This window comes from Streptomyces sp. NPDC001492, assembly GCF_053597275.1.
Window position 1 is genome coordinate 56,953 of the sequence record NZ_JBSFHW010000039.1, and the last position, 25,066, is coordinate 82,018.

At 72.4% G+C, this 25,066-nt stretch carries 21 protein-coding genes; 12 read left to right on the forward strand and 9 right to left on the reverse strand.

Features of this window, described 5'->3' with window-relative positions; translation table 11 throughout:
- Window positions 1–148: 148 nt before the first annotated feature.
- On the reverse strand, window positions 149–1,294 hold the full coding sequence (locus ACWC1K_RS37335; RefSeq protein WP_450837339.1) for an ROK family transcriptional regulator: 1,146 nt from the start codon (window positions 1,292–1,294) through the stop codon (window positions 149–151).
- A 218-nt stretch (window positions 1,295–1,512) separates the two neighbouring features.
- Between ACWC1K_RS37335 and ACWC1K_RS37340 the strand changes: the two genes are divergently transcribed.
- The 7 genes from ACWC1K_RS37340 (at window position 1,513) to ACWC1K_RS37370 (ending at window position 11,440) form a co-directional block, all read left to right on the forward strand.
- Window positions 1,513–2,412, forward strand: coding sequence for an N-acetylglucosamine kinase (locus tag ACWC1K_RS37340; protein WP_450837340.1), 900 nt, complete (start codon window positions 1,513–1,515; stop codon window positions 2,410–2,412).
- A 329-nt stretch (window positions 2,413–2,741) separates the two neighbouring features.
- Window positions 2,742–4,670, forward strand: coding sequence for a phosphatase PAP2 family protein (locus tag ACWC1K_RS37345; protein WP_450837341.1), 1,929 nt, complete (start codon window positions 2,742–2,744; stop codon window positions 4,668–4,670).
- Between the two features lie 42 nt (window positions 4,671–4,712).
- A complete protein-coding gene (locus tag ACWC1K_RS37350; protein ID WP_450837342.1) occupies window positions 4,713–6,458 on the forward strand; it encodes an ArnT family glycosyltransferase in 1,746 nt (581 codons plus the stop codon).
- A 130-nt stretch (window positions 6,459–6,588) separates the two neighbouring features.
- Window positions 6,589–7,512 (forward strand): MurR/RpiR family transcriptional regulator, encoded by a 924-nt coding sequence (locus ACWC1K_RS37355; RefSeq protein WP_351482608.1) that lies wholly within the window; start codon window positions 6,589–6,591, stop codon window positions 7,510–7,512.
- A gap of 427 nt (window positions 7,513–7,939) precedes the next feature.
- Window positions 7,940–8,314, forward strand: coding sequence for a hypothetical protein (locus ACWC1K_RS37360; protein ID WP_450837343.1), 375 nt, complete (start codon window positions 7,940–7,942; stop codon window positions 8,312–8,314).
- A 58-nt stretch (window positions 8,315–8,372) separates the two neighbouring features.
- Complete coding sequence (locus tag ACWC1K_RS37365) at window positions 8,373–8,939, forward strand: antibiotic biosynthesis monooxygenase (protein ID WP_450837344.1); 567 nt, start codon at window positions 8,373–8,375, stop codon at window positions 8,937–8,939.
- A gap of 179 nt (window positions 8,940–9,118) precedes the next feature.
- Entirely contained in the window at window positions 9,119–11,440 is a 2,322-nt protein-coding gene (locus ACWC1K_RS37370; protein ID WP_450837382.1) for a SpoIIE family protein phosphatase, read from the forward strand.
- A gap of 20 nt (window positions 11,441–11,460) precedes the next feature.
- Here the strand turns inward: ACWC1K_RS37370 and ACWC1K_RS37375 are convergent, their stop codons facing one another.
- Complete coding sequence (locus ACWC1K_RS37375) at window positions 11,461–12,144, reverse strand: peptidoglycan-binding protein (RefSeq protein WP_450837345.1); 684 nt, start codon at window positions 12,142–12,144, stop codon at window positions 11,461–11,463.
- Between the two features lie 194 nt (window positions 12,145–12,338).
- Here ACWC1K_RS37375 and ACWC1K_RS37380 point away from each other — a divergent pair, with 194 nt between their 5' ends.
- Together ACWC1K_RS37380 and ACWC1K_RS37385 are read left to right on the forward strand one after the other, a co-directional pair.
- Window positions 12,339–13,004, forward strand: coding sequence for a TetR family transcriptional regulator (locus ACWC1K_RS37380; RefSeq protein WP_450837383.1), 666 nt, complete (start codon window positions 12,339–12,341; stop codon window positions 13,002–13,004).
- Between the two features lie 155 nt (window positions 13,005–13,159).
- Window positions 13,160–13,573: a Zn-ribbon domain-containing OB-fold protein gene (locus tag ACWC1K_RS37385; protein ID WP_450837346.1), complete on the forward strand. Its 414-nt coding sequence runs from the start codon at window positions 13,160–13,162 to the stop codon at window positions 13,571–13,573.
- A gap of 7 nt (window positions 13,574–13,580) precedes the next feature.
- On the opposite strand, the gene ACWC1K_RS37390 is transcribed toward ACWC1K_RS37385, so the two are convergent.
- Window positions 13,581–14,924, reverse strand: a complete 1,344-nt coding sequence (locus tag ACWC1K_RS37390) for a Gfo/Idh/MocA family oxidoreductase (RefSeq protein ID WP_450837347.1) — start codon at window positions 14,922–14,924, stop codon at window positions 13,581–13,583.
- Between the two features lie 186 nt (window positions 14,925–15,110).
- Here ACWC1K_RS37390 and ACWC1K_RS37395 point away from each other — a divergent pair, with 186 nt between their 5' ends.
- Window positions 15,111–17,888 carry a hypothetical protein gene (locus tag ACWC1K_RS37395; protein WP_450837348.1) on the forward strand — a complete coding sequence of 926 codons (2,778 nt, stop codon included), beginning with the start codon at window positions 15,111–15,113 and terminating at the stop codon, window positions 17,886–17,888.
- Between the two features lie 64 nt (window positions 17,889–17,952).
- Here the strand turns inward: ACWC1K_RS37395 and ACWC1K_RS37400 are convergent, their stop codons facing one another.
- From ACWC1K_RS37400 to ACWC1K_RS37410, 3 genes are read right to left on the reverse strand one after another with little or no spacing between them, the layout of a single operon-like run.
- A complete protein-coding gene (locus ACWC1K_RS37400) occupies window positions 17,953–18,339 on the reverse strand; it encodes a PPOX class F420-dependent oxidoreductase (protein ID WP_450837349.1) in 387 nt (128 codons plus the stop codon).
- A gap of 46 nt (window positions 18,340–18,385) precedes the next feature.
- On the reverse strand, window positions 18,386–19,129 hold the full coding sequence (locus tag ACWC1K_RS37405) for a type 1 glutamine amidotransferase domain-containing protein (protein WP_450837350.1): 744 nt from the start codon (window positions 19,127–19,129) through the stop codon (window positions 18,386–18,388).
- 55 nt (window positions 19,130–19,184) lie between these two features.
- The gene (locus ACWC1K_RS37410) at window positions 19,185–20,363 is read right to left on the reverse strand and encodes a MalY/PatB family protein (RefSeq protein ID WP_450837351.1); all 1,179 of its coding nucleotides are present in this window, start codon (window positions 20,361–20,363) and stop codon (window positions 19,185–19,187) included.
- A 159-nt stretch (window positions 20,364–20,522) separates the two neighbouring features.
- Between ACWC1K_RS37410 and ACWC1K_RS37415 the strand changes: the two genes are divergently transcribed.
- Both ACWC1K_RS37415 and ACWC1K_RS37420 read left to right on the forward strand, forming a co-directional pair.
- Entirely contained in the window at window positions 20,523–21,353 is an 831-nt protein-coding gene (locus tag ACWC1K_RS37415; protein ID WP_450837352.1) for an SAM-dependent methyltransferase, read from the forward strand.
- 115 nt (window positions 21,354–21,468) lie between these two features.
- Entirely contained in the window at window positions 21,469–22,851 is a 1,383-nt protein-coding gene (locus tag ACWC1K_RS37420; protein WP_450837353.1) for a S1 family peptidase, read from the forward strand.
- A 4-nt stretch (window positions 22,852–22,855) separates the two neighbouring features.
- On the opposite strand, the gene ACWC1K_RS37425 is transcribed toward ACWC1K_RS37420, so the two are convergent.
- From ACWC1K_RS37425 to ACWC1K_RS37435, 3 genes are all read right to left on the reverse strand, one after another.
- Window positions 22,856–23,140: a hypothetical protein gene (locus ACWC1K_RS37425; RefSeq protein WP_450837354.1), complete on the reverse strand. Its 285-nt coding sequence runs from the start codon at window positions 23,138–23,140 to the stop codon at window positions 22,856–22,858.
- Between the two features lie 322 nt (window positions 23,141–23,462).
- Window positions 23,463–23,648, reverse strand: coding sequence for a hypothetical protein (locus ACWC1K_RS37430; protein ID WP_030937893.1), 186 nt, complete (start codon window positions 23,646–23,648; stop codon window positions 23,463–23,465).
- Window positions 23,649–23,747: 99 nt separating this feature from the next.
- Window positions 23,748–24,908, reverse strand: coding sequence for an ROK family protein (locus ACWC1K_RS37435; protein ID WP_450837355.1), 1,161 nt, complete (start codon window positions 24,906–24,908; stop codon window positions 23,748–23,750).
- Window positions 24,909–25,066: the final 158 nt, after the last annotated feature.

A 25,066-nucleotide genomic window follows, 5' to 3' on the forward strand; every position in this document is an offset into this window, starting at 1 on the left:
GTCCCCGGCCATGAGGGCCGTCGTCGCACAAGCACGCCCTCGTGCGACTGCCGTACTTCGCGTACGGGCGGGAGGCTCACCCGGAGTCGGCATCCCGGCCGACTTAGAAAGCGCTTGTCCGGACATTGGCACGTCGAGTCGGAGGCCGTCAATCCTTAGTCCCCGCGGCCTCGGTCACGGTTTGGACTCCTCGCGAAACCGCGAGCCGGGCGGCGCCCACGACCGTGCCGAGATCGCCGACCGTGCTGCTGACGACTTCGGTGGGCCAGCTCAGCCGGGCGAGTTCCGCCCGCACACCGGGCAGTACCTGCGGGTCCGCGCCGGTGCTGCCACCCAGGACGATCAGTCCCGGGTCCAGTACGGCGGTCACAGCGGCGGCGAGACGGCCGACGTCGGTGGCATGCCGGGCGACCACGGCGCGGGCCGCCGTCCCGCCCTGACCGGCCAGGGCGAAGAGCTGCTCGGCGGTGTGCGGGCAGGGCCCGTCCTCCTCCTGCCAGGCCTTTGCCGCCCGCCGCAGCAGCGAGCGGGCGCCGATGTACTCCTCCAGGGCCTCGTGCCGCGGCTCGCGGCCGTCGTCCCAGGGGTAGGGCAGCCGGGCCAGCTCACCCGCGGCGCCGTTGGCACCGCGCAGCACCTGACCGCCGACCACGATGCCGAGACCGATACCGACGCCGATGCGCAGATAGCCGAAGGTGTGCCGGCCGCGCGCGGCGCCCTCGTGCAGTTCGGCGAGCGCGGCGCAGTTGACGTTGTTCTCGAGGTGGACGGGAACGCCCGGCGGCAGGGCGACGGCCATGGCGTCGAAGACCGGGCCGGCCTTGGCCGTGGCGGGGCGCATGCGGGCGCCCTCCTTCTCCCGTGCCGTGACATCGCCGACGGCGACGACGACGGTGCGCAGCGGGGCGCCGGCCGGCAACGCGACGAGTGCCTCGCGGACCACGTCGGCGGCCTCTTCCCGGGTGCCAGTGGCCTGGGCGAGCAGGGTGCCGTCCAGGGCGCAGCCGCGCACCCGGGTCAGGGCGGGGCCGAGGTCGACGGCGAGCACGGCACCGGCGGCCGGACCGAGACCGTAGACGGCGGCGGAACGGCCCGTGCCGCCGGAGGCGGTGCCGGAGTGGGCCGCCAGCCGTGCGCTCTCCAGCTCCGCGACGGCAGAGGACACCGTGGGTTTGGACAGGCCCGCCAGGCTTGCGAGCTGCGGCCGGGTCGCGCTGCCCGCCTCGGCGAGCACGGCGAATACCGCGCTTGCGCTCTCGGTCAGACGGGGGGCTTCCGCCGCGTCGTGTATCACAGTTCTCCCACGGGTCACGGGCCGCTCAGTGGTCGGGTGCGCGATGCCTCTTGACGCACTGTACTTCGTTAGTTAACTTCCTAACGAACTTCACGGTACTCGCCTGCCGTGTCCGCCAGAAGCCCGTCCCGGGGCTTCCCTAGTTCACCAACTCCCGTAATTGCAGGCACGGTTCGCCCGACCGTCGCGCCCAGTGCAACGACGAAAAAAGAGGTTCCGTGCAGGACTTCACGCCCCTCGTGGTCGGCATCGACGTGGGTGGCACCAAGACACATCTGCGTGCCTACGCCGATACGGAGCTTGTCGCCGATCATGTCCGGACGAGCAGCGGCTGGCGGCCGCACGAGCCCGTGGCCGCCGCCGGCTGGCTGGCCGCGGTGGTCGCCGACGCGCTGCCCACGGGCGCACGCCCGGCGGCCGTCGCCGTGGGCGGCCACGCCTGTGAGACCCCGCGCCAGTGCGCCCGGATACGTACCGCCCTGCAACAGCACTTCGACGCGCCCGCGCTGGTCGTGGGCGACGCCGAGCTGCTCGTGCCGGCCGCGGGACTGGACAAGGGGGTCGGCCTGGTCGCCGGCACCGGTTCCGTCGCGGTCGGCCGGTTCTCCGACGGGACCTGCGTCCAGGTCGGCGGCTGGGGTGCGGTCCTCGGCGACGAGGGCGGCGCGGCCGGTCTCGTCCGCGAGGCCGCACGGGCCGCATGGGCGGCGCACGACCGCGGGGAGGAGCCCGACGAACTCGGCCGGGGCCTGCTCGCATCCTTCGGCGTCTCCGAAGTACCCGCGCTCGGCGCCGCGTTGGAGGGGGCCACGGACGTCTCCGCCGAGTGGGGCCGGCACGCGCCGGTCGTGTTCGCGGCCGCCGAGGCGGGCTCGCCGCTCGCCCGAGCGGTGATCACCGAGGCCGGCCGTTCGCTGGCCGCGCTCGTGGAGCGGCTCGCCGCGCGCGGGGTCGTGGTGGACGACGTGGTGATCGCGGGCAGCACCGTCCTCTCCCAGGCCTCCCTGTACGGCGCGTTCGCCACAGCGCTCGCGCGGTCCGTGCCGGGAGCACGTCCGCAGCCGCTGCGGGAGCCACCCGTGGAAGGTGCCGTGACCCTGGCGCGTTCGCTCTTGTGAGCAGGACGCCGCCAGGCGCCGCGCCGGAGTGCTACGACCGGCCTTCGCATCGGCTGCGGCGCCGTCGTGGCCGATCGCGCCCGGCGGCGGAGCCGCTGATGTCACAGCCCCGCGCCCCTTGAAGGGCCCTGCCGGCCCGCTGAGTTCACCTGCACGACACGTCACGGCCGCCGGGCGACCGCCGACGGGACAGGACCCGGCCGTAGATCTTCGCTCAAAGCTCCACGGGACGCACCGGATTCGCACATCTCATGCGTCCCGCGGGACATCTCGGATCGCACGATCTCCTCCCCGGCCGCAGGGCCGCAGAACTGAAGAGAGGCACACGCATGCCGTCACCTGCCGGGCACCGCTCCTCCTCGAAGGCCGGTCGGCTCACCGTCAACAGGCGGGGGTTCCTCAAGACCTCGCTGGGCGCCTCGGCCGGTGTGCTGGCCGCGCCCACCTTCGTGACGTGGCTGGGCGCCGCCGACGCCAAGGCCGCCACGGCTCCCGCGGCCTTCGTCGACGATTACAGGACCAACCTCCCGACGAACCTCACGCCCGAGACCAACGCGGTCGTCCGCGTGCTCGGCGGCTTCGCGCAGATATGGAAGACCGGCGGCGCCTGGAACACCGGCACGCCCCTGCGGCCCGAGATACTGCGCGCCAACATGAGCTACTGCGCCCGCATCACCGGCGCGCGCACGGACGCGCAGGCGAAGGAGGCGTTCCTCTACGACCGCCAGCACCAGAGCTACGCGCTGATCGCGGGCCTCGGTCCGCTGGCCGACCTGTACAAGGCGGGCGCCAAGGCCGTCACATCGATCACCAGCGCCCCCGACGGCACACCGCCCACCAAGATCGACGACGCCGTGCCCGCGGACGCCCCGGCCGGCTCCGCGCTCGGCGCCGGTTCGCACGACTCGGCGCTGGGCAAGGTCGCCGAGCTGGTGGACACGCTGCGCGGCAACTGGGCCTCGGGCAACCCGTCCAAGTACGCCTACCAGTACCCGCGTCCCTGGCGCATGAACGAGGACAGCGAGGTCGTCGACACCGGGGCGAAGGACGCGCTCGGCTACCCCGTGTACGACTCGAAGGTGGTCGTCGCGCCCCAGCTGCTGCGTCAGCGCAACATGTCCCCGACCGACGACGGCGGCTTCCCCAGCGGCCACACCAACGCCTTCCACCTGGCGGGCCTGGCCTACGCGTACGCCGTGCCGGAGCGTTTCCAGGAGCTGGTGACGCGGGCCTTCGAGCTCGCCCACACCCGGATCATGTCGGGCATGCACTCCCCCGTCGACGTCATGGGCGGCCGCATCATGGCCACCGCCCTGGCCGCCGCCACCCTGGCCGACCCGGCGAACGCCGCCCTCAAGGCCGCGGCCCGCGCCCAGGCCCTCGCCTACTTCGAGGCGCAGACCGGCACCACGGCCGACACCCTGTACGCCTACGCGCACTCGGACGCCACCGACCCGTACGCGGACCGGGACGCCAACGCCCGTGCGGTCGGGCCCCGGCTGACGTACGTGCTGACCCGCCACGGCCGCAACGAACCGCTGACCGTCCCGAAGGGCGCGGAGGTGCTGCTGGAGACGCGGCTGCCCTACCTGGACGCGGACCAGCGGCGCGAGGTGCTGCGCACGACCGCGCTGCCCTCCGGGTATGTCCTGCTGGACGGCTTCGAGCAGTGGGGGCGGCTGAACCTGTTCGCCGCGGCCGACGGTTACGGCGCCTTCGACTGCGACGTGACCGTCACACTCGACGCGGCGGCGAGCGGCTTCGGCGCGGCCGACAGCTGGCGCAACGACATCTGCGGCGACGGCGGCCTGACCAAGCGGGGCAGCGGCACGCTCACCCTGACCGGCCACAACAAGTACACCGGCGGCACCGTCGTGAAGGACGGCGTGCTGGTCGCCGCCTCGTCCCACGCGCTGGGCCACGGCGAGGTCCGGGTGTCGGGCGGCGCGCTGCGGCTGCAGCGGTCCGTGCAGGTGCACGGGATGTACGCGCAGGAGTCGGGCGCGCTGGAGGTCACGCTCCGCTCGGGTCACGAGCCCGCCCTGAAGGTCACGCGCCGGGCGGTGCTGGGCACGGGAAGCGTGCTGACGCTGCACCTCGACGCCGACCGGCCGCCGGCCGCGGGCAGCACCGTGCGCGTCCTGTCCGCCGCGGGGCTGCGCGGCCAGTTCGACCGCGTCGAGCTGAACTCCGACCGGCTGCGGGCCGTACCCGTCTACACGACGGAAGGTCTGTCGGTACGACTCCTGAAGCGGTAACGCCCGGGAGGCGGGAGCTGATGCGACAGTAGGGCCCATGGGATGGGTCCGGATCGCTCCCGCCCCCTCGCGGTCCGTGTCACCGCGGGGCGGATGATGGCGCACGAACAGCACTCGGTCCTCGAGCCGGGCACACACGACGACGAGGAACACCCGCCGCCGCGGGCCACGGCCCCCGAGCGGTCGCCCCGGCCGCGCCGGCGATGGCTGCTGCCGCTCCTCGTCGTCGTGCTGCTGGCCCAGATGGCCGCGGCGATGGTCACCACCGCCGTACAGCAGACCCCGACGATCGACGAACCCATCTACGTCGCCACGGCCGCGGACTATCTGCACGAGCACCGGGTGCGTCTCAACCCCGAGCATCCGCCGCTCGGCAAGCTGGTCATCGCCGCCGGGGTGGCGATCGCCGCTCCGCACGTCGACACCGCGTACCAAGGCGATCAGGGGCAGTTCGGACGGCATCTGCTGTACGAGTCCGGCAATGATCCATGGCGGCTGATGTTCTGGGCCCGCCTCCCGATGATCGTGCTGACGCTGCTCTTCGGGCTCGTCGTGTTCGCCTTCGCCCGTGAACTCGCGGGCGCTGCCGCCGGGTTGGCGGCGCTCGCCCTGTACGCCTTCTCCCCCGACCTCGTCGCCCACGGTTCGCTGGCCACGCTCGACGTGCCCGCGGCCGGGTTCGTGCTGACCTCGGCCTGGCTGCTGTGGCGGGCCCGCCGGCGGCCCCGGCTGTATGTGCCGCTTGCCGGAGTGGCGCTCGGCGCCGGACTGGCGACCAAGATGAGCGTGCTCCCGGCGGTTCCGGTGCTGCTGGCGCTGGCCGCCTGGTCGCTGTGGCAGGCGCAGTCCCGGGACCGGCGCACGGCAGCGGGGCGAGCGGCCCTCGGCGCCGGCGTGGTGGCGGTCGCCGCCGTCGCCGTCGTATGGGTGTCGTATCTGGTGGTCGATCCGCGGCTGCGGTGGACACCGGAGCAGCCCGTGCCCGCGGTGCACGGGCTGAAGGGGCTGCTCGTGCGGCTGCTGCCGTTGCCGGCGTCCTACCGGGACGGGATGCGCATCCAGTTCGGCCTGGAGGACTACCCGTGGCAGGGCTTCCTGTTCGGGCATCTGTACACCGGGTCCCGCTGGTACTACCTGCCGGCCGCGCTGCTGGTGAAGACACCGCTCGGCATGCTCGCCCTGTGGGCCGCCGGTGCCGTGGTGCTGGTGGCGGTGCGGCGGCTGCGGCCTGCGGCGCCGTACGTGCTGGTGCCCGCCGGGGTGCTGCTGGCCGCGGCCATGACCGGGTCGCGGGACTTCGGGACCCGGTACGCGATCTTCGTGCCGATGTTCCTGGCGGTGGCCGCGGGCTGTGTGCTCGCGGTGCGGTGGCGCTGGGCGCCGCTCGTGACGGGAGCGCTGGTGCTGTTCGTCGCGGTCAGTTCGCTGCGGACGTATCCGTACTACCTGCCGTACTCCAACGAGGCCTTCGGCGGCCCGGCCAAGACCCATCTGCGGCTGCACGACTCCAATGTGGACTGGGGCCAGGACCTGGGCAGGCTCGCCGACCGGCTGCACGAGCGGTACCGGGGCGAGCGGGTCTGGCTGGTGTACAAGGGCAGCGGGGTGCCCTCGTACTACGGCATCGACGCGTCCGATCCGCGCACGGTGCCCGCGCGTCAGGTGCGCGGGCTGCTGGTCGTGTCGGACTCGGCGGCGGCCAAGGCGCGGGGCCGGCTGGCCGCGTTGATCCGCAGCGGTCGTCCGGTCGACGACGTCGGGCATTCGATCACGATCTACCGCAGGTGACGGGGTGCCAGAAGTTCTCGGCGGGCAGTCCGAGGATCTGTCCGGCAGCGTCGGACGCCCTTGACAAGCCCTGGTCACGACGGTGTGTGGGCTATGTTGAAGCACTGTGGGAGACAAAGGAGGCACACCCGTGTCATCGCCGCAGCAGGCACGTGCACAGGCATCCGCGATCACCTCGGGCAAGACGGCTCCGGAAGCCGAGGCCGCCCCTGCCTCCCAGCTCAGGACACTCTTCGACCGGCCCCGGCTCTCCCCCGGCCAGCGGCGCATCGCCCAGTACCTCATCGAGCACATCACCGAAGCGGCCTTCCTGTCGATCACCGACCTCGCCGAACGCGCCGGCGTGAGCCAGCCCTCGGTGACGCGGTTCGCCGCGGCGGTCGGCTTCAGCGGCTACCCCGCGCTGCGCGAGAAGCTCCAGTCGATCGCCCTCGGCACCCTGGCCGGGGGGCCGGCCGCGACCGAGGAGAACGGCAGCAACGAGCTGCAGGCGGCGGTCGACGCCGAGATCGAGAACCTGGAGAACCTGCGGCGCGACTTCGCCGACCCCGACCAGCTCATCGAGCTCGGCCGCAAGCTGTCGGCATCAACGCCCTTGACCGTGCTCGGCCTGCGCATCTCGGTCTCGCTCGCCGAGTACTTCGCCTACGCCGCGCGCCGTATCCACCCGGACGTACGGCTGGTGACGCGGGGCGGCAGCGTCGCCTACGACGCGCTGTTGCAGTCGCGTGAGGCCGGCGGCACCTGGGTGCTGGCCTTCTCCATGCCCCGGCACGCCCAGGAGACCCTCACCGCCGTACGGGTCGCGCGCAGCGCCGGGCTGAAGGTCGCCCTGGTCACCGACCTGGCGCTGGGGCTCGTGGCCGACGAGGCGGACGTCGTCTTCGCCACCGGCACCGGCTCCCGGCTGGTCTTCGACTCCTACGCGGCGCCCGGCGTGATCGCCGCCGCGCTGCTGCAGGCCATGACCGACGCCGACCCCGAGCGCACCCAGGCGCGGCTCGAGGAGTACGAGCAGATCTCCGACCAACACCAGTTCTTCCTGCGCGACTGATCCGCGTTCGCGGCCCGTCCGGCCCCCCGACCGCGTTACAGCGGAATTACAAAGGGACCTTTCGCAACATACTGCGCATGAATGTTTTCATGCTTCTTGCAAACCGGACGGCATATATAAATACTTCTCACGGATCGCGCACCGGCCCACTCCGGGACACGTTCCGCACCCCCGTCCCCACCCGCAACGCCCGGAGAAAGCCGACGGTCCGCCCATGCGCCTGCAGCATCCGCCGCGCCGGCACCGTCTGCTCTCCCGGGCTCCTGCACGGACACCCGAAGCCGCCGTCTCCTACCCGCGTCGGCGCCCAGGGTGTTCGGTCGGGCCTCGCCTCTGCGAGCGCCCTTGGCGGCCCCGGTCATCCCCTAGACCGGGGCCGCCCGCCCACGTCGGACCACCCCCACACGACGCCGCACACCCGGAAGCGATGATCATGCAACTGACGACCACGCGCATCAGCCCGGACTGGCCGTGCCAGGTCAAGACGCCCGGCTCCTACGACTGGGAGCGCTCGGCGGCCAAATGGCTGCGCGAACTGGTGCCGGCCCGCTACGGCAGCTACCCGGCCCTGATCCGCCACCCCGTGCTGCTGGCCCGCCATGCGCAGATCCAGGTGCAGCACGAGATCCGGGTCGCGCGCACCGCGCTGCAGACCGCCCGCGCCGATCTGCCCGCGCTCGGCCTGCCCGAGTCGGTCATCGAGCACACGATCAAGCTGTACGCGGCGGAGGTCATGCAGCTCCAGCACATCGCGCGCAGCGTCCGGGCGGTCTCCCGGGCCCTGGTCGACTCGGGGCGCTGACGGCGGCGGCCGGGCCAGCACGGCATGATTCGCGCCACGCGTGGCACACGTGGTGAACATGAGCACCACCCAGTTGCGCAGGCGCGATCCGGTCACCACGGTGCTGACCTGGCAGGTGCGTCCCGGCCGGGAAGCGGAGTTCGAGGAGTGGACGCGCGGGATCACCCGCTGCGCCAGTCGGTTCCCCGGGAACGAGGGTGTCTCCTGGCTGCGTCCCGAGGACGGCCCCCGGTACCACGCGGTGCTGCGCTGGTCCGATCCGCAGCGTCTGGCGCAGTGGCTGGAGTCCACTGAACGGGCCGAGTGGCATACGCGGATCGAGGGGATCGCCACGGAGGTGGGCGACGAACGGCAGTCGACCTCCGGGATGGAGACCTGGTTCTCTCTGCCGGGCACCACATCGCAGTCCCCGCCCCGCTGGAAGATGGTGCTGACCACGTTCCTCGGCGCCTATCCGTTCACCCTGCTCATCCAGTGGCTGGTGACGCCCCGCACGACGTCCTGGCCCCTGCCGCTCAGGGCGGCGGTGTTCCCCGTCGTGCTGCTGCCGGTGCTGACCTATCTCGTCATGCCGCTGCTCAGCCGGTTGTTCCGGCTGTGGCTGTACCCCCCGCCGGACGACTGACGGGCGCGGCGGGCCCGCGCGTCCACCCCGACACACCGGATCTTCTCCTTTCGAGTGAAGCCGCATCGGACTGGACCACGAGCGAACCCGCCCTGTTGTGCGATGCTCGACCCGTGACGAGTAAGCACGCCACACCGGCGGAGTCCCGCACCGCTGCCGACACCGTGGCGCTGGCCCAGATGGTCGCCCGACAGCGCGCCGAGATGGACCGGCTGCGCCATCTGGCGGCCATGTCGGCCGTCCTGGAGCAGGCCAAGGGTGTGGTCATGGCACTCACCGGCTGCTCCCCCGGCGCCGCGGAGGAAGAGCTGCAGCAACGGGCGAGGACCGGCGGCCGCACCGTGCTGGAGGAGTGCTGGATCACCCTCGGAAGCCTGCCGTCACCCGGGGGCGCCGACCCCGCCCCGGAGCCCGCCGCCCCGGCCGAGTCCGCCGTGCCGTCCTCGCGGGGGGCGGCCGCCGATCGGGGTTCCGCGGCGCTCGCCGCCCTCGGCAGGGAGCTCGTCGAGGTCGCCACCCCGCAGGAACTCGCCTGCTGCCTGCTGGAGCAGCTCGCGCCCGAGGTGGGCACCGACGCGGTCATGATCTATGCGCAACGGCCCGCCGGAGGGCTCGAACTGGTCGGCCACGCCGGCATCGACGCCACCCTCGCCACCCAGTGGCAGCAGATCCCGCCGCTGAAGGGGGTCCCCGCCCTCGAGGCCCTGCGGGCGGGCGAGCCGCGCTGGCTGGAGGACGTCGCCGCGGACCGCAGACGCTACGTGCTGATCGGGAACCCGTCCGACCACTGGGCGTCCCGCGCCTGGCTGCCCGTGCCGACCGGCGCCTCCCCGAACGTCTGCATCGGGATCCTGCGCACCCGCAGCGGCCCGTTCAGCGCGAGCGATCGGGCTCATCTGCAGGCCGCCGCCCGGCTGTGCGCCGGGCGCCTGCGGGACTTCCCCACCGGTCCGCGGGCCGCCCCCGACGCCGCCGCGGCCGTGCAGGCCATGCAGACCGTCTTCGGAGCGCTGCCCGGCGCGGCCATGCTGCTCACTCCGTTGCCCGGCGCCTCGGGGGTGATCGACGACTACCGCATCGACGCCGCCACCGCGCAGACCGCCGACATGGTCGGCGGCACCGGGCCCGAGCTGGTCGGCCGGCGCTTCCAGGAGGCCTGCCCGGCCCTGGCGGGCGAGCCGCTGTGGCAGGGCCTGCGCAGCGCCCTGACCACCGGAGAGCCGTACGAGAGCGCGCCGTTCGCGCACCAGGAGGTCGTGGACGGTGTCGTGGAGCTGTCCACCTACACGGTGCGGGCGGCCCGGCTGGGCGACGGGCTGTTCGTGACATGGGTGCGGCACGGCTCCTCGGACCGGCAGGAGCAGCGCCTCGCGGACGTGCAGCGGCTGGGCAGCCTCGGCTGGGCGAGCTGGAACCTGGTCACGCACGAGGCCACCTGGTCCTCTCACGTCTTCGAGCTCCTCGGCCGCGACCCCGGCGAAGGCCCGGTCGGCCTCACCGACCTGCCCGGTCTCGCCCTGCCCGAGGACGCGCCCGCGCTGGCCCGCGCGATCGGCGAACTGTTGGGCGCCGGCCGCCCGTTCGACGTACCGTTCCGCATCAGGACGGCGGACGGGCTGCGGCATCTGCGGGCCGTCGCCGAGGTCGTGCCGGACGCCGCCGGTACGCCCGTCGAGGTGCACGGCGTCGTGCAGGACCTCACCGCGCAGCGCAGCGCGGAGCTCGCCCTCGTCGAGAGCGAGCGGGCCGTCCTCAGCCAGCACGACGTGCTGCGCGCCGAGCGGACGCTGGCCGGCCGGCTGCAGCACGCCCTGCTCCCCCTGCCGACCCGGCCCGTGCGCCTGGCGGGGCTGCGCGTCGAAGTCGCCTATCTGCCCGCCCAGTCGGGCACCCACGTCGGCGGTGACTGGTTCAGCGCCATCGAACTGCCCGACGGGGACGCCCTCTTCGTGGTCGGCGACGTGGCCGGCCACGGCATCGACGCCGTCGCCACGATGGCCCAGCTCCGCTTCACCGCCAAGGGCATGGTCATCACCGGGTCCTCGCTGACGGGAGCGCTCGCCCGGCTCAACACGCTGCTGCTGCACTCCCGCGGACCCCACGGCACCGCGACGATGGTCCTCGCCCGCTACGCCCCCGCCGAGCGCCGGCTGATCTGGGCGCAGGCCGGCCACCCGCCGCCCCTGCTGCTGCGCGACGGCCAGGCGCACTATCTCGACCGCCCCGGCGGCATCCTGCTCGGCGCGAGCACGACACCGGACTTCGCGGAGGCGGAGTTGGCCCTCGCACCCGGCGACCGCGTCCTCCTGTACACGGACGGACTGGTCGAGCGGCCCGCGGAGGACCTCGACCGGGGTCTGAAACGGCTGGCCGAGGCCGTCCTCGGCCACCACACCGACGAGCCCGGCTCCCTGGCGCCGGTGCTGGCCGCGATGCTGGAGGGTGAGCGGCGGGACGATGTCTGTGTGCTCGACATCCGGGTGCCGGCGGATCCGCAGTAGGGGGCGGTCCCTCCGCGGTGTCAGCCGGTGCCGGAGGCCGTCCGGGACTCCAGTGCGGCCCGGGTGTCGTTGCCGTAGACACCGGTCTCGTCGCCCCGGATGCCGTACCAGAGCTGGAAGCGGGCCACCGCGGCCTTGAGGGTGGCGTCGTAGGTTCCGCCGGTGGAGCCGCCCGTGTAGACGTCCGGGACGCGCAGCAGGCGTTCCTGGAGATCGGTCACGGCGGGGCCGCTGTCGCCCTCGCGGAGGGTGCCCGCGCCGTCCGGGTCCGAGGCGGCGGAGGCGGTCGCGGTCGGCTCGGCGGACGCGGTCGCCGTCGGTTCGGCGGACGTGGTGGGGCGAGGCTCCTGCGCGGCGGCGGCATCGTTCCGCTCGTGCAGCAGGAGGGCGCCGCCGAAGCCGATGAGGGCGGCCGCGGCGACGGCGATCGTGACGGCCGCGCGGCGCAGTCCCGGCCCGAACCCGAAACGGCCGTCCTCGCGCGGTGGGCTGCCGTGGCCGGTGCGCACGGGCGGGAGTTCCTGGGTCTCGCCCTCGTCCCAGGACCGCGGGTCCGGCACGGCGACGGGCTGGAGGCCGCCGGTGCCCTGCTCCATCTCCCTGAACAGCTCCGCCAGGGCGTCGGTGCTGCGCGGGCGCAGGACCCGGATGGGCTCCAGCGGTAAACGGTCCTGCGGTGACCCGGATGCGGGCGGTATGGGCACAGTGCTCTCCTTCCGTCCCCGTTGCGGGGCCTCCGCCGTTCCCCGGGGAGTGATACGCGTCCTGCGCCGCGACAGTTCAGCAACCCCACAGGAGGACACTCAGTTCCCTTCGGCAGCGCACTGAGTGCCATCCATGCCGTCCGGATGCTACTTTCCCGTTCATGAAGACGGAGCCGACTCCCACGCGGCCACCCATGCGGGACGCCCTGGTCGCGGCGGCCTTCCACCTGTTCCTGGAGCGGGGCTACGAGCAGACCACGGTGGACGACATCGTGGCGCTCGCCGGCGTCGGGCGGCGGTCGTTCTTCCGCTACTTCCCCTCCAAGGAGGACGTGGTCTTCCCCGATCACGAGCGGTGCCTGGCCGAGATGACGGCGTTCCTCGCCGACAGCGGCGAGGAGGACGAACCGGTGCAGAGGGTCTGTGACGCGGTCCGGATCGTGCTCCGCATGTACACCGAGAACCCGACCTTCTCCGTGCAGCGTTACCGCCTGACCAAGAAGGTGCCCGGACTTCGGGCGTACGAACTCTCGGTGGTGTGGCGCTACGAGCGCGCCTTCGCCGACCATCTGCGCGGCCGCCTCGCGGGCCGTCCGGACGGGACGCTGCAGGCCGATGTGATCGCGGCGGCGGTGGCGGCCGCGCACAACAACGCACTGCGTTCCTGGCTGCGCTCGGACGGGCAGGGGGACGCGAGTGCGGCTCTCGACCATGCCCTGGGATACGTACAGCAGGCCTTCACCACACCCCCGGTGCACGAAGAGGAGGAACCCGAGGACGTGGTGGTGGTCGTCTCCCGGCGTCGCGCACCGCTGTGGCGGGTGGTCCAGGAGATCGAGAACGCTCTCGACCACGACTGACCGGACCCGCATATTGAGGGTACGCAGTGTCTTTACGTATGACACTCAGTGCCATACATTGATGCCGTGCACGGTGGCACGGTGAACCGCGCACGTGCGTGCACGGTTGACCCGCGCACGCGGGATTCCAGGCCGAGCGCAGGGAGTTGACCAGCGTGTACCACCACTCAGGAAACGTTGCTCGTCAGACAGCCGGCTCCGCGGCAGGCGTGCTCGATCCCCAGGCGCCCGATGCGGACACCATCGTCTTCCAGCGCTGCACCTGGTGCGGCACCGCGATGTACCACCGGCTGCTGTGTCCGGTCTGCCAGGGCGGTGACCTGAGGACGGAGCGCAGCGAGGGCGTGGGCACGGTCCGCCATGCGACGGTCGTGCACCGCAACACCCCCGCCGCGCGCAATGTGTCGCTCGTGGAGATGGCCGAGGGATTCGTCGTGCGCGGCAGGGTCATGGGCCCGCTGATCGGCATCCACAGCGGTGACCGGGTCCGGCTGTCCACGGCCAAGGACCCCGTCCGCGGCGAGCCGGTCTTCCAGCTGGTCGACGAGCCCTACCGCGCCTGGTCCTGACGCCCCCTCAGCTCTCCCACACCCCGGGGACCAGAGCCCGCACCGCCACCGGCCGTCCCGTCTCGAAGCACCGGTTGCCGGCGAGCCCCACGGCCAGGGCGAGGGCGCCGTCGCGCTGCGTGGCCGTGGGGTGCGCGGCCGCGCCCTGATCCGGCGCACCGGGGCCCACGGGCCCGAACAGCGCGTCGAGCATCCGGGGATCTCCCCCGCCGTGAGCCTCGTGGGCAGCGTCCAGCGGCACCTCGACCGGCGGCCGCCACAGCGGTCGCCAGGTGAGCCGTGCACCGCCCGCGTGCCGGGCGGCCGTGTCTCCGTGCAGCGCGCCGCTGTCCGAGGCGACCGGCGTCCGCGGCTGCGCCCAGCGGCTCTCCTCCACCTCCAGTTCGAGACGGCCTGCGCTGCCGTTGAACATGACGCGGTAGCCCTCCCACGGGGAGTAGGCGGTGAGGTGGTAGGTCATCGTCGCCCCGCGCGCGTAGCGGACGAGGACCGCCATGTCGTCCTCGATGGTGACCGGCCCGCCGAAGACATTGCGGTCGCGGAGGTAACCGTCGTCCCCCTCGGCATCCAGATACAGCGCGCACAGGGTGTCATTGCCTGCCAGGTCCAGCGCGAAGGGGTCGTCGGCGGCCGGTGCGGCCCCGTGGGCGCGGTCGTAGTCCCGGCGCAGTCCGTGGCGTTCGCCCGCCTCGGGGCCGTAGAAAGCGAGCCGGCCGTAGCCGAAGACCTCGTGCGGTTCGTCGGCAAGCCACCAGTTGACCAGGTCGAAGTGGTGGCTCGCCTTGTGCACCAGCAGGCCGCCGCTGCTGTGTTTCTCGCGGTGCCAGCGACGGAAGTAGTCGGCGCCGTGCCGTACGTCGAGGACCCACTCGAAGTGCACGGAGAGGATCTCGCCGATCGCACCGTCGGCGAGCATGGCCCGTACCTTCTCGTGCACCGGGTTGAAGCGGTAGTTGAAGGCGACGGTCAGCGGGTTGCCGGTCGCCCGCACCGCGTCGAGGATGCGCGCGCAGCGGTCGGCGTCGACGGTCATCGGTTTCTCGGTGACGACGCGGCAGCCCGCACGCAGCGCCGGGACGATGTAGCGGTCGTGTGCGGCGTCGACGGTGGTGACGACGACCTGGTCGATGGCCTCCTTGGTGAGCATGTCGGTGAAGCGGTCCGGTTCCCACTCGGTGGCCGCGGGTTCCCCGGCGGCGGTCAGCGCCCGGTTGTGGAAGGCCATCCGGGTCGGGCTCGGGTCGCACAGGGCTGCCACACGGTGGCCGGGGCGGGCGGCGAGTCCCCGGACGAAGGTCTGGGCGCGGTGGCCGGTGCCGACGACGGCGGCGCGCAACGGTGTTCGGCTCATTCGGGGGTCCTGTCCCGCAGGCCCGGCGCCCATGCTTCGTCGCCGCGTCCGGTAGGACCGCATCGACGGACTCGACGGAGTCAGCAGTCACAGGCAACCCACAGCTCCCTCCTGCCGTCCTCCGAAACGTGTGAGGCCCCCGGCTGACCAACGGGGCGCTTTTGCTTGGTATTTAAGGAGGGGACCTTGTTCCGTGCCCGGCGAATATGGGTGGCCGCTGCGGCGGTGCTCGCGGTGGCGGGGGGATCGCCCGGTTTGGCCCAGGCTGCACCACCGTCGGACGCCAGAGCGTCAAGCACGGTTGCCGACCGGGGCGACGGCCTGCCACCCGGCTGGCGGATCGCCGGCAAGGGGGACGCCCGGCAGCTCGTCTGGCACTCGACAGCCCCCGTGCCGATGGGAGACGCCCGCGTCGAGTTCTACTCCGGGGACCGGATGCTGGGCGTCCCGCAGCAGGACCGGGACGGCCGCACGTTCCGTCTCGGTCTCGGGCGCGACGCGGAGGCAACCGGGCTGGCGCACCTGCGAGTACGGGCCGCAGGGCGCGAGTTGGACTCCGCAGGCCGTGCCGAGACCCCGGGCGGACGGCGCTTTGCGGCGGCTGCGCCGCCCGCCCGGCTTCCGGCGAACTCCGTGGACCCCGGGAAACCGGGCCGGTACGCCACGACCACCGGCGAGTACGACCTCGACCCCGTGAAGCTGCCCGGCTTCCCCCAGCCGGTCGAGATGCGTGCCGTGGTGGTCGCCCCGAAGGGCGCCACCGGGCACCGGCCGTTCGCCCTGTTCCTGCACGGCCGCCACTCCACCTGCTACACCCGCAGGGACGTGACCGGCGACTGGCCCTGCCCGCAGGGCACGAAACCGATCCCTAGCTACCGTGGCTATCTGCGCGACCAGCGGCTGCTGGCTTCGCAGGGCTATGTGACGGTGTCGATCTCGGCCAACGGCATCAACGGCCAGGACGACGCGGCCGAGGACGGCGGCGCGCAGGCCCGCTCCTCACTGGTCCGCCAACACCTGGCGCGCTGGGCCGACTGGGCCGCCGACCCGGGCTCGGCCCCCGCGGCCGTCCGCAACACACCGCCGGCCGACCTCTCGCACGTACTGCTCGTGGGCCACTCGCGCGGCGGCGAGGGCGTCAACCGTGCGGCGATGGACAGCCTCGATCCGCCGCCCGCCGCGCAGGACGGCTACCACGGCCCGGTGCGCTGGCACATCCGCGGCACCGTCCTCATCGGACCGACGGTCTTCGGCCAGAATCCGGTCGCGGACGTGCCGTCGGCGACGATCCTGCCGGGCTGCGACGGCGACGTCTCCGACCTGCAGGGCGAGATCTACGTCGACGGAACGCGCGCCGTCAGCCGGGGCGCCGCGCTGCACAGCGCGGTGTACGTGGTGGGCGCCGACCACAACTTCTTCAACACCGAGTGGACGCCGGGACAGGCCCAGGCGCCCGCCGAGGACGACTTCTACAACGACCCGGACCACCGCGACCCGGTGTGCTCGCCGGGCACCGCGACCCGGCTCACCGCGAACCAGCAGCACAAGGCGGGCAGCACCTACATCGCGGCGGCGGCCCGGCTGTTCGTCGCCGGGGACGACCGGGTACGGCCGCTGCTCGACGGCTCGGGCAGGCGGGCCCCCTCGGCCGATCCCGCGCGGGTGCTCACGCACGCGGTCGGGGCGCACCGCGAGGGCGGGTTCCTGCCGGACGGCAAGGTCACGGTGACCGGCGGGCGGCTGTGCTCGGCCGTCGATCCGGACGACCACGTGGCCTGTCTGGGATCCCGCACGAAGGGTGCCTCACCGCACTTCGCACGGTGGGACACGGACCGTGAGGTCGGCCGGCGCGCGGTCGCTCTGCACTGGTCGGCGGCCGGGTCGGCGGTCCTGGTGCGCCCCGATGCGCCGGTGTCGCTGGGCGGCGCGAAGGACCTCGCGCTGCGTGTGATCGTGCCGCCCAACTCGACCGGCACCAAGCTGGACGTCTCGCTCACCGACACCCACGGCAGGAAGGCCACCCTGGGCCGCACCGTCGTCGAGGGCCTGCCGGGCACCGAACGGACCGCTTCCTACTGGGCGCGCGAGGTGCGCGTCCCCCTGTCGGCGGCGTCCCGGGCCGGTCTCGACCTCCAGCACATCAAGTCCCTTGAGCTGACCCCGCGTTCGCGCTCCGGAAAGGCCTGGCTGATGGACGCCTGGGGCTGGCGGCCGGGCACCCCTGCGGTCCATGAGGCTCCACTGGCACGCGTCGACATGGGCCGCACGACCGTCAAGGAGGGCGACTCGGGCGTCCGTACCTACCAGGTGCCGGTGCAGGTGACCGGGCAGGGCAGCGGACAGGTGCGGGTGTACGTCGTCGACCCGCTCACCGGCAGGGCCAAGACACGCCTGGTCACGGTGCATCCCGGCGGCCACGACATCGACGTACCGGTGGAGGTGAAGGGCAACACGCGCTACGCCTACGACGTGTACCACACGGTGATCGTGAAGGCGGTGCGCGGCGCTGTCATCGGCTCGTACAGCGGTGGCGTCACGGTGCAGAACGACGACCCGATGCCCGCGATCACCGTGACGCCGGTGGCGGACCGGGTGACCGAGGGGAAGCCGCTGAAGTGGAAGGTGTCCCTGTCCGAGACCGCGGACGTGGACCTGAGCCCCATGTTCGTCGTCGTTCCGGTCACCGGCGGTCCTGAGCTGTCCACCAAGGACGTCGACCCGGCGTGGCTGGCGGGCGCCTCGGGCGAGTCGCCGGATCCGGAGCGTCCCCTGTCGCAGATCAAGTACCTGTACGTGGGCGCGGACGTGCCCAAGGGGAAGCTGAGTGCGGCGGTGTCCCTGCCGACCGTCAAGGACCGGGTGACAGAACCGGCCGAGTCGGTGCGCTTCCAGCTGATGAACGACAACGGTGATCCGCAGCCCGGCGGGCCGGCGCTGACCGGAACGGTGCTGGACGGCTCGTAGACCGACGTTCGCCGTCGTGACGGCCGCGTGGTCCTCCCGGGAGGACTGCGCGGCCGTACGCGTCTCAGGGCTTCAGGGTCACGCGGATGCCGACGGTGCCCTTCAGGCCTCGGCGCAGCCTGCTGCCGAGCAGGGTGAGGCGGCCCACGAGGCCGTACTTGCGGGCGATGAGCTCGCGGTAGCGGGCGGCGGTCGCCTCGTCGCCGATCTCCGCGGTGGCGGGCAGCTGCGCGCCGGTGGGGTTGCCGCGCAGGTCGCAGGGGCCGACGAGGATGTCGCCGCGAGCGCGGATCCGCTTCACCTTCCAGGAGTCGGCCGCCGTCCACACCCCGAGCGTGTCACCGTCCCGCACCACCCACACCGGGGTGGCAACCGGCGTGCCGTTCTTGCGGTAGCTGGTGATCAGCACGTACTTCCCCGCCCCGAGCCGCTCCAGCAACGTGTCGTCCATACCTGAAATTCTAGGCAGGCGGCGTCCCGACGGACCCGGACACTGCTCACACGAGGAGCTGGAGAAACCGGCGGGCGAAAAGATACGCGTCCCCCGGCCACCGCGCCGACAGATAATTGCCGTCCTGTACGACAAAGGCGTACGTGTCGTCGTCCGCCGTACCGCGCTGGGTCAGAACCCGGGGGCCCCGCACGAACTGTTCCGCCGGCTCGGCCAGAGCAGACCGCACCTCGTCCTCCACATACGCCGGGTAGGTGCGGTAGTACCGCCCGAGCCGCCACGCAGTGGTCAGGTAGGCGGTGCGCTCCATGTACTTGGGCAGGCAGGTCGTGCGGCGGTCGGCGAGGACACTGCGTCCCGTGCCGGGATCCCGGGTGCGGGCCGGCACGAGCACCCCGTGGCAGATCGCACCGACCGGCCGCCCCAGCGCCCAGAACCGGGCGACCTGCTGTCGCAGCTCCGTCGAGCCGAGGTACTGCCGCATGCCGGGCGCGTGTCCGCCGGGCAGCAGCAGCCCGTCGTACTCGGTCACGTCCACGTCGGCCCAGGCGGCCGTAGCGGTGAACTCGGGTGCCTCGGTGAGCTGTTCGTAGAACCGCTTGGGTTCCTCCTCCGCGCCCAGCTGCCCGAAGAGCACACCGGTCAGCAGCCGTGGATCGGCCGCGGGCCGGGTTCCGGCGCGCTCGGTGGCGAAGACGACCTCGTGCCCGGCGTCGGTGAGCAGCCGCCAGGGCACGGCGACCTCGGTGACGTCGAAGTCGTGGTCGGGGAGGGCTATCAGCACGCGCATGGGGCCATCATGCAGGGGTGTCACGTGTCCATGACACCCCCACACCGGTGCCGGCTCAGACGAGTGCCGCCGCCATCCGCCGGACGCCTTCCGCGATCAGTTCGGGCGAGGTCGCCAGGTTCAGGCGTGCGTGCCCTCTCCCGCCGGTGCCGAAGGGGATCCCCGAGTTCAGGGCCACCCTGCCCCGCTCCAGGAACACCTGCGCCGGATCCTCGCCGAGGCCGAGTGCGCGGCAGTCCAGCCACGCCAGGTAGGTGGATTCGCCCGGGCGGTGGGCGATGGCGGGGAGGTGCTCGGCGAGCAGGTCGGTGAGCAGCCGCCGGTTGTCGTCCAGGCCGGTGAGCAGCGCGTCCAGCCAGGCGGTGCCTTCGGTCAGGGCGGCCGTGTGAGCGATGACACCGACGTGGCTGGGGCCGTGGCCGACCTCCTCGGGCAGGCGGGCGAGGTCGGCGGCGGCCGCGGGTCCGGCGATCGCGAGCGCGGCCTTGAGGCCCGCCAGGTTCCACGCCTTCGACGCGGACATGAGGGACAGACCGCTCTCCCCGCCGGGAACGCTCAGGTACGGCACGAAGTCGGCGCCCGGCAAGGTCAGCGGGGCATGGATCTCGTCGGCGACCACGCGGACGCCGTACCGGTCGGCGAGGGCGGCCACGGCGGCCAGTTCCTGGGCGGTGTGCACGGTGCCGGTCGGGTTGTGCGGGCTGCACAGCAGGTAGGCGGCCCGGCGACCGCCGGCGACCGCTTGCCGGAAGGCCTCTTCCAGGGCGTCGAAGTCGATGCGCAGATCCGCCCCGAGCGGAGCCTCCCGCACCTGCCGGTCCATGTGCTCGATGAACTGGTAGAAGGGCGGATACACGGGCGAGTTGACGACCACCGGGTCCCCGTGCCCGGTGACCAGCCTGAGCATCTCGACGACGCCGAGCATGACGTCGGGCACGATCGCGGTGCGTTCCACGGCGAGCCCGTCCCATCCCCAGCGCTTCTCGGCGAACCCGGCGAGCGCCTCGGCGTAGGCGGTGCCCGCCGGGTAGCCGGTGTCCCCGAGCGCGAGTGCCTCGGTGACGGCGCGGACCACGGGTTCGGCGAGGGGCACGTCCATCTCGGCCACCCACAGCGGCAGCACGTCGGCGGGGTAGGTGCGCCATTTCATGCTCGTACGACGTCGCAGGCTCTCGAGGGAGAGTGCGCGCAGGGGGTTCGGTTCGCCGGACGTGTCGCGCGGGGTGCTGGTCATGGGGCACAAGATAGGGGCTGTGGTGTGACCTGGCACGACCGGAAAGCGCCTGGCGGCAAAAGATCCGCACCGTACTCTCGGCAGACGTCAACGCTGCCGTCTAGATTGCCGGTTGACGTCGTACACCGCGCACCATCAGGCACTCCAGGAGCAGAGCCCGTGACGGAGAACCCGGCAGCCACCGAAGATCCCGCCGCGGTGCTGCGCAGCCGCATCGACACACTGCGCCCGCACACGGCCAGGATCTGGAACTACTGGCTGGGCGGCGGTGACTACTACGAGGTCGACCGCGTCGCCGGCGACCGGATCCGTGAGCTGCATCCGGCCATCGGCGAGTACGCCCGCGCGGATCGTCTCTTCCTGGGCCGTGCCGTGCGTCATCTGGTGGCGGAGGCGGGGATCCGGCAGTTCCTCGACATAGGCACCGGCCTGCCCACCGCCGACAACACGCACGAGGTCGCCCAGCGTCTCGCACCGGACGCGCGGATCGTCTACGTCGACAACGACCCGCTCGTCCTCGCGCACGCCCGCGCCCTGCTCACCAGCTCACCCGAGGGCCGCACGGACCATGTGGACGAGGACCTGCGCAACGTCGACTCGATCCTGGAGCGCGCCGCCGAGACCCTGGACCTCACGCAGCCGGTGGCGCTGATGCTGCTCGGGGTGGTCATCTTCATCGGCGACGAGGAGGACCCGTACGGAATGGTGCGCCGGCTCATGGACGCGCTGCCCTCCGGCAGTCACCTCGTCCTGTCCCACACCATCACGAGCCCCGAGCTGTCGGAGGTGGACGAGGCGGTGCGGTTCTGGAACGAGCACGGCATCCCGGCGCTGACCCAGCGCACCCCCGAGGCCGTGGCCCGCTTCTTCGACGGTCTGGAGCTTCTGGAGCCGGGCGTGGTCTCGTGCTCGCGCTGGCGGCCCGAGCCGGCGGAGGCGGGTGAACCGCGGGAAGTGGCCCTCTACGGCGGGGTGGGCCGCAAGCGCTGAGAAGATCGCCCGCACGCTGAACGCGACCGTCCACGGCCACGTATGGAGAGAGGGCGCTCAACGACCGGAGGGCCTCGCGGTGTTCGCGCCGCGCGTTCGGGTTCGGGAGCCATGCATGAGGCACGCACGACGACGGATCGTCCGGCGAGTGACGCGGCTGGCGGCCGTCGGCGGACTCCTCCTGGGAGGAGCGATGGTGACGCAGGCCGCCATGGCGAGCGAGACTCCCGCCACCTCCGCCCTCCCGCTCAAGGCCTCGGGAACCTCGGACAACCCCGGGGTCGCGCTCGTGGCCAAGCTGGGCACCTCTCGTACGGCGGGCACCTGGATCGGCGCGGACAGCCGTCCGGTCGTCGCGGTGACCGACGACGAGGCGGCCGCCGAGGTCAAGCGTGCGGGCGCCGAGGCCAAGATGGTGTCGCACAGCATGAACGAGCTCAAGGCGGCGGCGTCGACACTGCGTGCCGCGCCCCGGGTCGCGGGCACGGCATGGGTCATGGACTACCGGACGAACCAGGTGGTGGTGCAGGCCGACAGCACCGTCTCCTCGACGGACTGGTCGAAGATGACCAAGGTCGCGGGCGGCATCGGCAGTTACGTCCGCATGGAGCGCACCCAGGGCACCTTCACCACCCGTCTCAACGGGGCGTCGCCGATCCTGTCCACGGGCGGGCGCTGCTCGGCGGGGTTCAACGTGACCAACGGGCAGAGCGACTTCATTCTCACCGCCGGGCACTGCGGGCCGACCGGGTCCGTCTGGTTCGCGGACAACCAGGGCAACCAGCAGCTGGGCAAGACCGTGCAGCAGAACTTCCCCGGCAGTGACTTCTCGCTGGTCCAGTACGCGAACGGCGCGGCGGGAGCCGGGGCCGACATCGTGGCCATCGGCAACGGCAACGGGGTGCGCATCACCGGAGTCGGCGATCCGGCCGTCGGGGAACGGGTCTTCCGCAGCGGCAGCACCAGCGGTCTGCACGACGGCGAGGTCAAGGGGCTCGACGCCACGGTCAACTACCCGGAGGGCACCGTCACCGGCCTCATCGAGACGAACGTGTGCGCCGAACCGGGGGACAGCGGCGGCCCGTTGTTCTCCGAGGGCATCGCGCTGGGCGTGACCTCGGGCGGCAGCGGCGACTGCGCCTCGGGCGGGACGACGTTCTTCCAGCCGGTGACGAAGGCGATGCAGGCGCTCGGCGTCCAGTTGATCGTGTCGAAGCAGGCCGCCGCCGGGCAGGGCGCCGCGCCCTCCTCCGCGCCGTCACCCTCGGCCACGCACAGCGCGATCGCCCCCAGCGCGGCCTCACCCGGCTCCTCGACTCCCGTGACGGGCATCGCGGACGGTTCGACGCTGCTGACCCGGCTCACGAACCCCCAGAACGTCGGTCCCGGGATGCTGGTGATCGGAGGCAGTCTGCTCGCCCTGGTGGCCACCCGCTGGATCCGCGCCGAACAGGACCGCAAGGCGTACCGGCGCTACTACTCGGCCACGTGGGGGTGACGGTTCAGCCGAGCGTCGGCAGGACCGTGGTGGCCGCGGCGCCCAGCAGGCCGGCTGTCTGCCGTGGGGTGACGCGTTCGTGCAGCAGGGCCAGGCCGAGGACGACGAGAGGCGCCGGGGAGAGGGAGGCGAGGACCACGGCGACGGCGAGCAGCTGCCGCTGGGGGCGAGCAGAGAGAGGATCACGGCGGCGACGCGGCCCGCGGCCGCAGTCCGGCTGAGGGTCCCGCCAGTCCGAGCGCGAGGCACTCCACGGCGACCCCGGGCCGGTCACCGCGCTGATGGGCACGACGACGCTCTCCCCCAGCTCTCGGCTTCACTCGAGCCGGGCGGTGCCGCTTCCGACGCCGGAGAGGGTTCCCCGGAGCAGGTCGGCGGGGCGGACGGCGTCGGCGGGCACGAAGAGGGCGGCCGTGCTCGCAAGGAGCGGGCCGCCCAGTTGACCGAGGAAGGTGATCGAGGTGAAGGGGGCGCGGCGGGACGCGGCCCGCCGGTGAAGTCGACGAGGCCGTAGAAGACGGCCGAGGGCAGTGCGAGGAGAGGGCCCATCCGGTGTGGGGCGCCCCGGTCGGGGGCTCCGATGCGCGGCGGCGGGCCTCAGCGGGTGGTGCTCAGGCCGCCCGCGCCGGCTGCGGGGCCGCGGCGGCCCACTCCAGGACGAGGCGCTGGTACTCCTCGCGCTGCTCGCCGCTCAGTGTCCCGCCCGACCGGCGCCACAGGGCCCGGATCTCCTCGTTGACCTCGGCTGCCGAGCGCTCGGAGACGGGTTCAACAGTGGTGGACATGGTGTGAAGCATACGGCTCCGGAGGTGAAGGCGCTGTGAGTAAGGCGACATCAAGCGGGCATATCGGACGTGTTGCTGATCACGTCCATCTGGCAGCGCGGGTCGCCGAGTTCAGGCTTCCGCCGCCCCCAGCACCAGCACCTGGATCGCGAGGACGGCCGCACCGCGGGCCCAGTCGTGGAAGTCGGACACCTTGGTCTCCAACGGGACCGGGCGGGCCATCGGATGCCGCTGGGCGGCGATCGTCCGCCGGACCGCGTCTCCGGCCACATCCATCAGGCCGACCCCCTCGCCGGCGAGAAGGATCTTCTGCGGCATGACGAAGTTGGCGATCTGGGCGACCAGGGTGCCGAGGGCGCGCGCCGCCTCGTCGATGACGCGGGCGGGCATGGGCTCGCCGGCGGCGGCGCGGGTGAGGATCTCCTCGTAGGTCCGGTCGCGGCCGGTGGCGGCCCGGACCTGATAGCGGATGCTGGAGATGGTCAGCAGTGAGACGGCGCTGCCACGTTCGCCGTCGGGGGTGAGCGGCCCGTTGGGGTTGATGATCCAGTGACGGCCGAAGCCGCGGTCCTCCTCCGCGCAGGAGACCCGTTTGCCGCCCAGCACCAGTCCGTAGCCGATACCGGCGCCGATGGTGAGGACGACGAAGCGCTCCAGGCCCCGCCCGGCTCCGAACCAGGTCTCGGCCTCGACGAGGGCGGCGACGTCGTTCTCGACGACGACGGGCAGCCCGGTGCGCTCCTCCACCAGCCGGGCCAGCGGGACGTCCCGCCACCGCAGGAACGGCGACTCCCCCACCACGGCCCGGTCCTCGACCAGCCCGCCCACGCCGATTCCGATACCGGCCAGTCGCGGATGGATACGGGCGAACTCGGCCGTCATCCCGGCCAGCACGTCGGCGACCTCGGCCGGCTCGTGGGTGGCGAGCGGACGGTCGCAGCGGGCGACGATGTCGCTGCGGAGGGTGGTCACGACGCCGTAGACCATGTCCTCGGTGATCTTGAAGCCGATGAAGGAGCGGGAGTCGGCGACGACGGCCAGCGGCTGCGAGGGGCGTCCCTGCCGCACCTCCGCCGGGGCTCCGGCCTCGGCGACCTCGATCAGCAGTCCCGATTCGATCAGCGGTTTGGTCAGCCGGGTGAGGCTGCCCGCGGAGAGGTCGAGGCGCCGGGCGAGTTCGGTACGCGACAGCGGGCCGTTGACGAGTACCTCGATCGCCACCGAGCGCTCACCGGGACTCAGCGGAACCCAGCTGTCGGCAACTGTGGTCATGAAGGTCGGACTCCCGCATGATTTTTTTCGTCATGAAAGCAACCAGGCCAAGCTAGCGTGCCCGACCCCGCCCCAAAAGGATACGCGCAGACCTCTTGACGCACTGATTCTTCCAAATCAAAAGTAAGTGGCCCGAGGGCGAGCGCCGCAGACGAGGG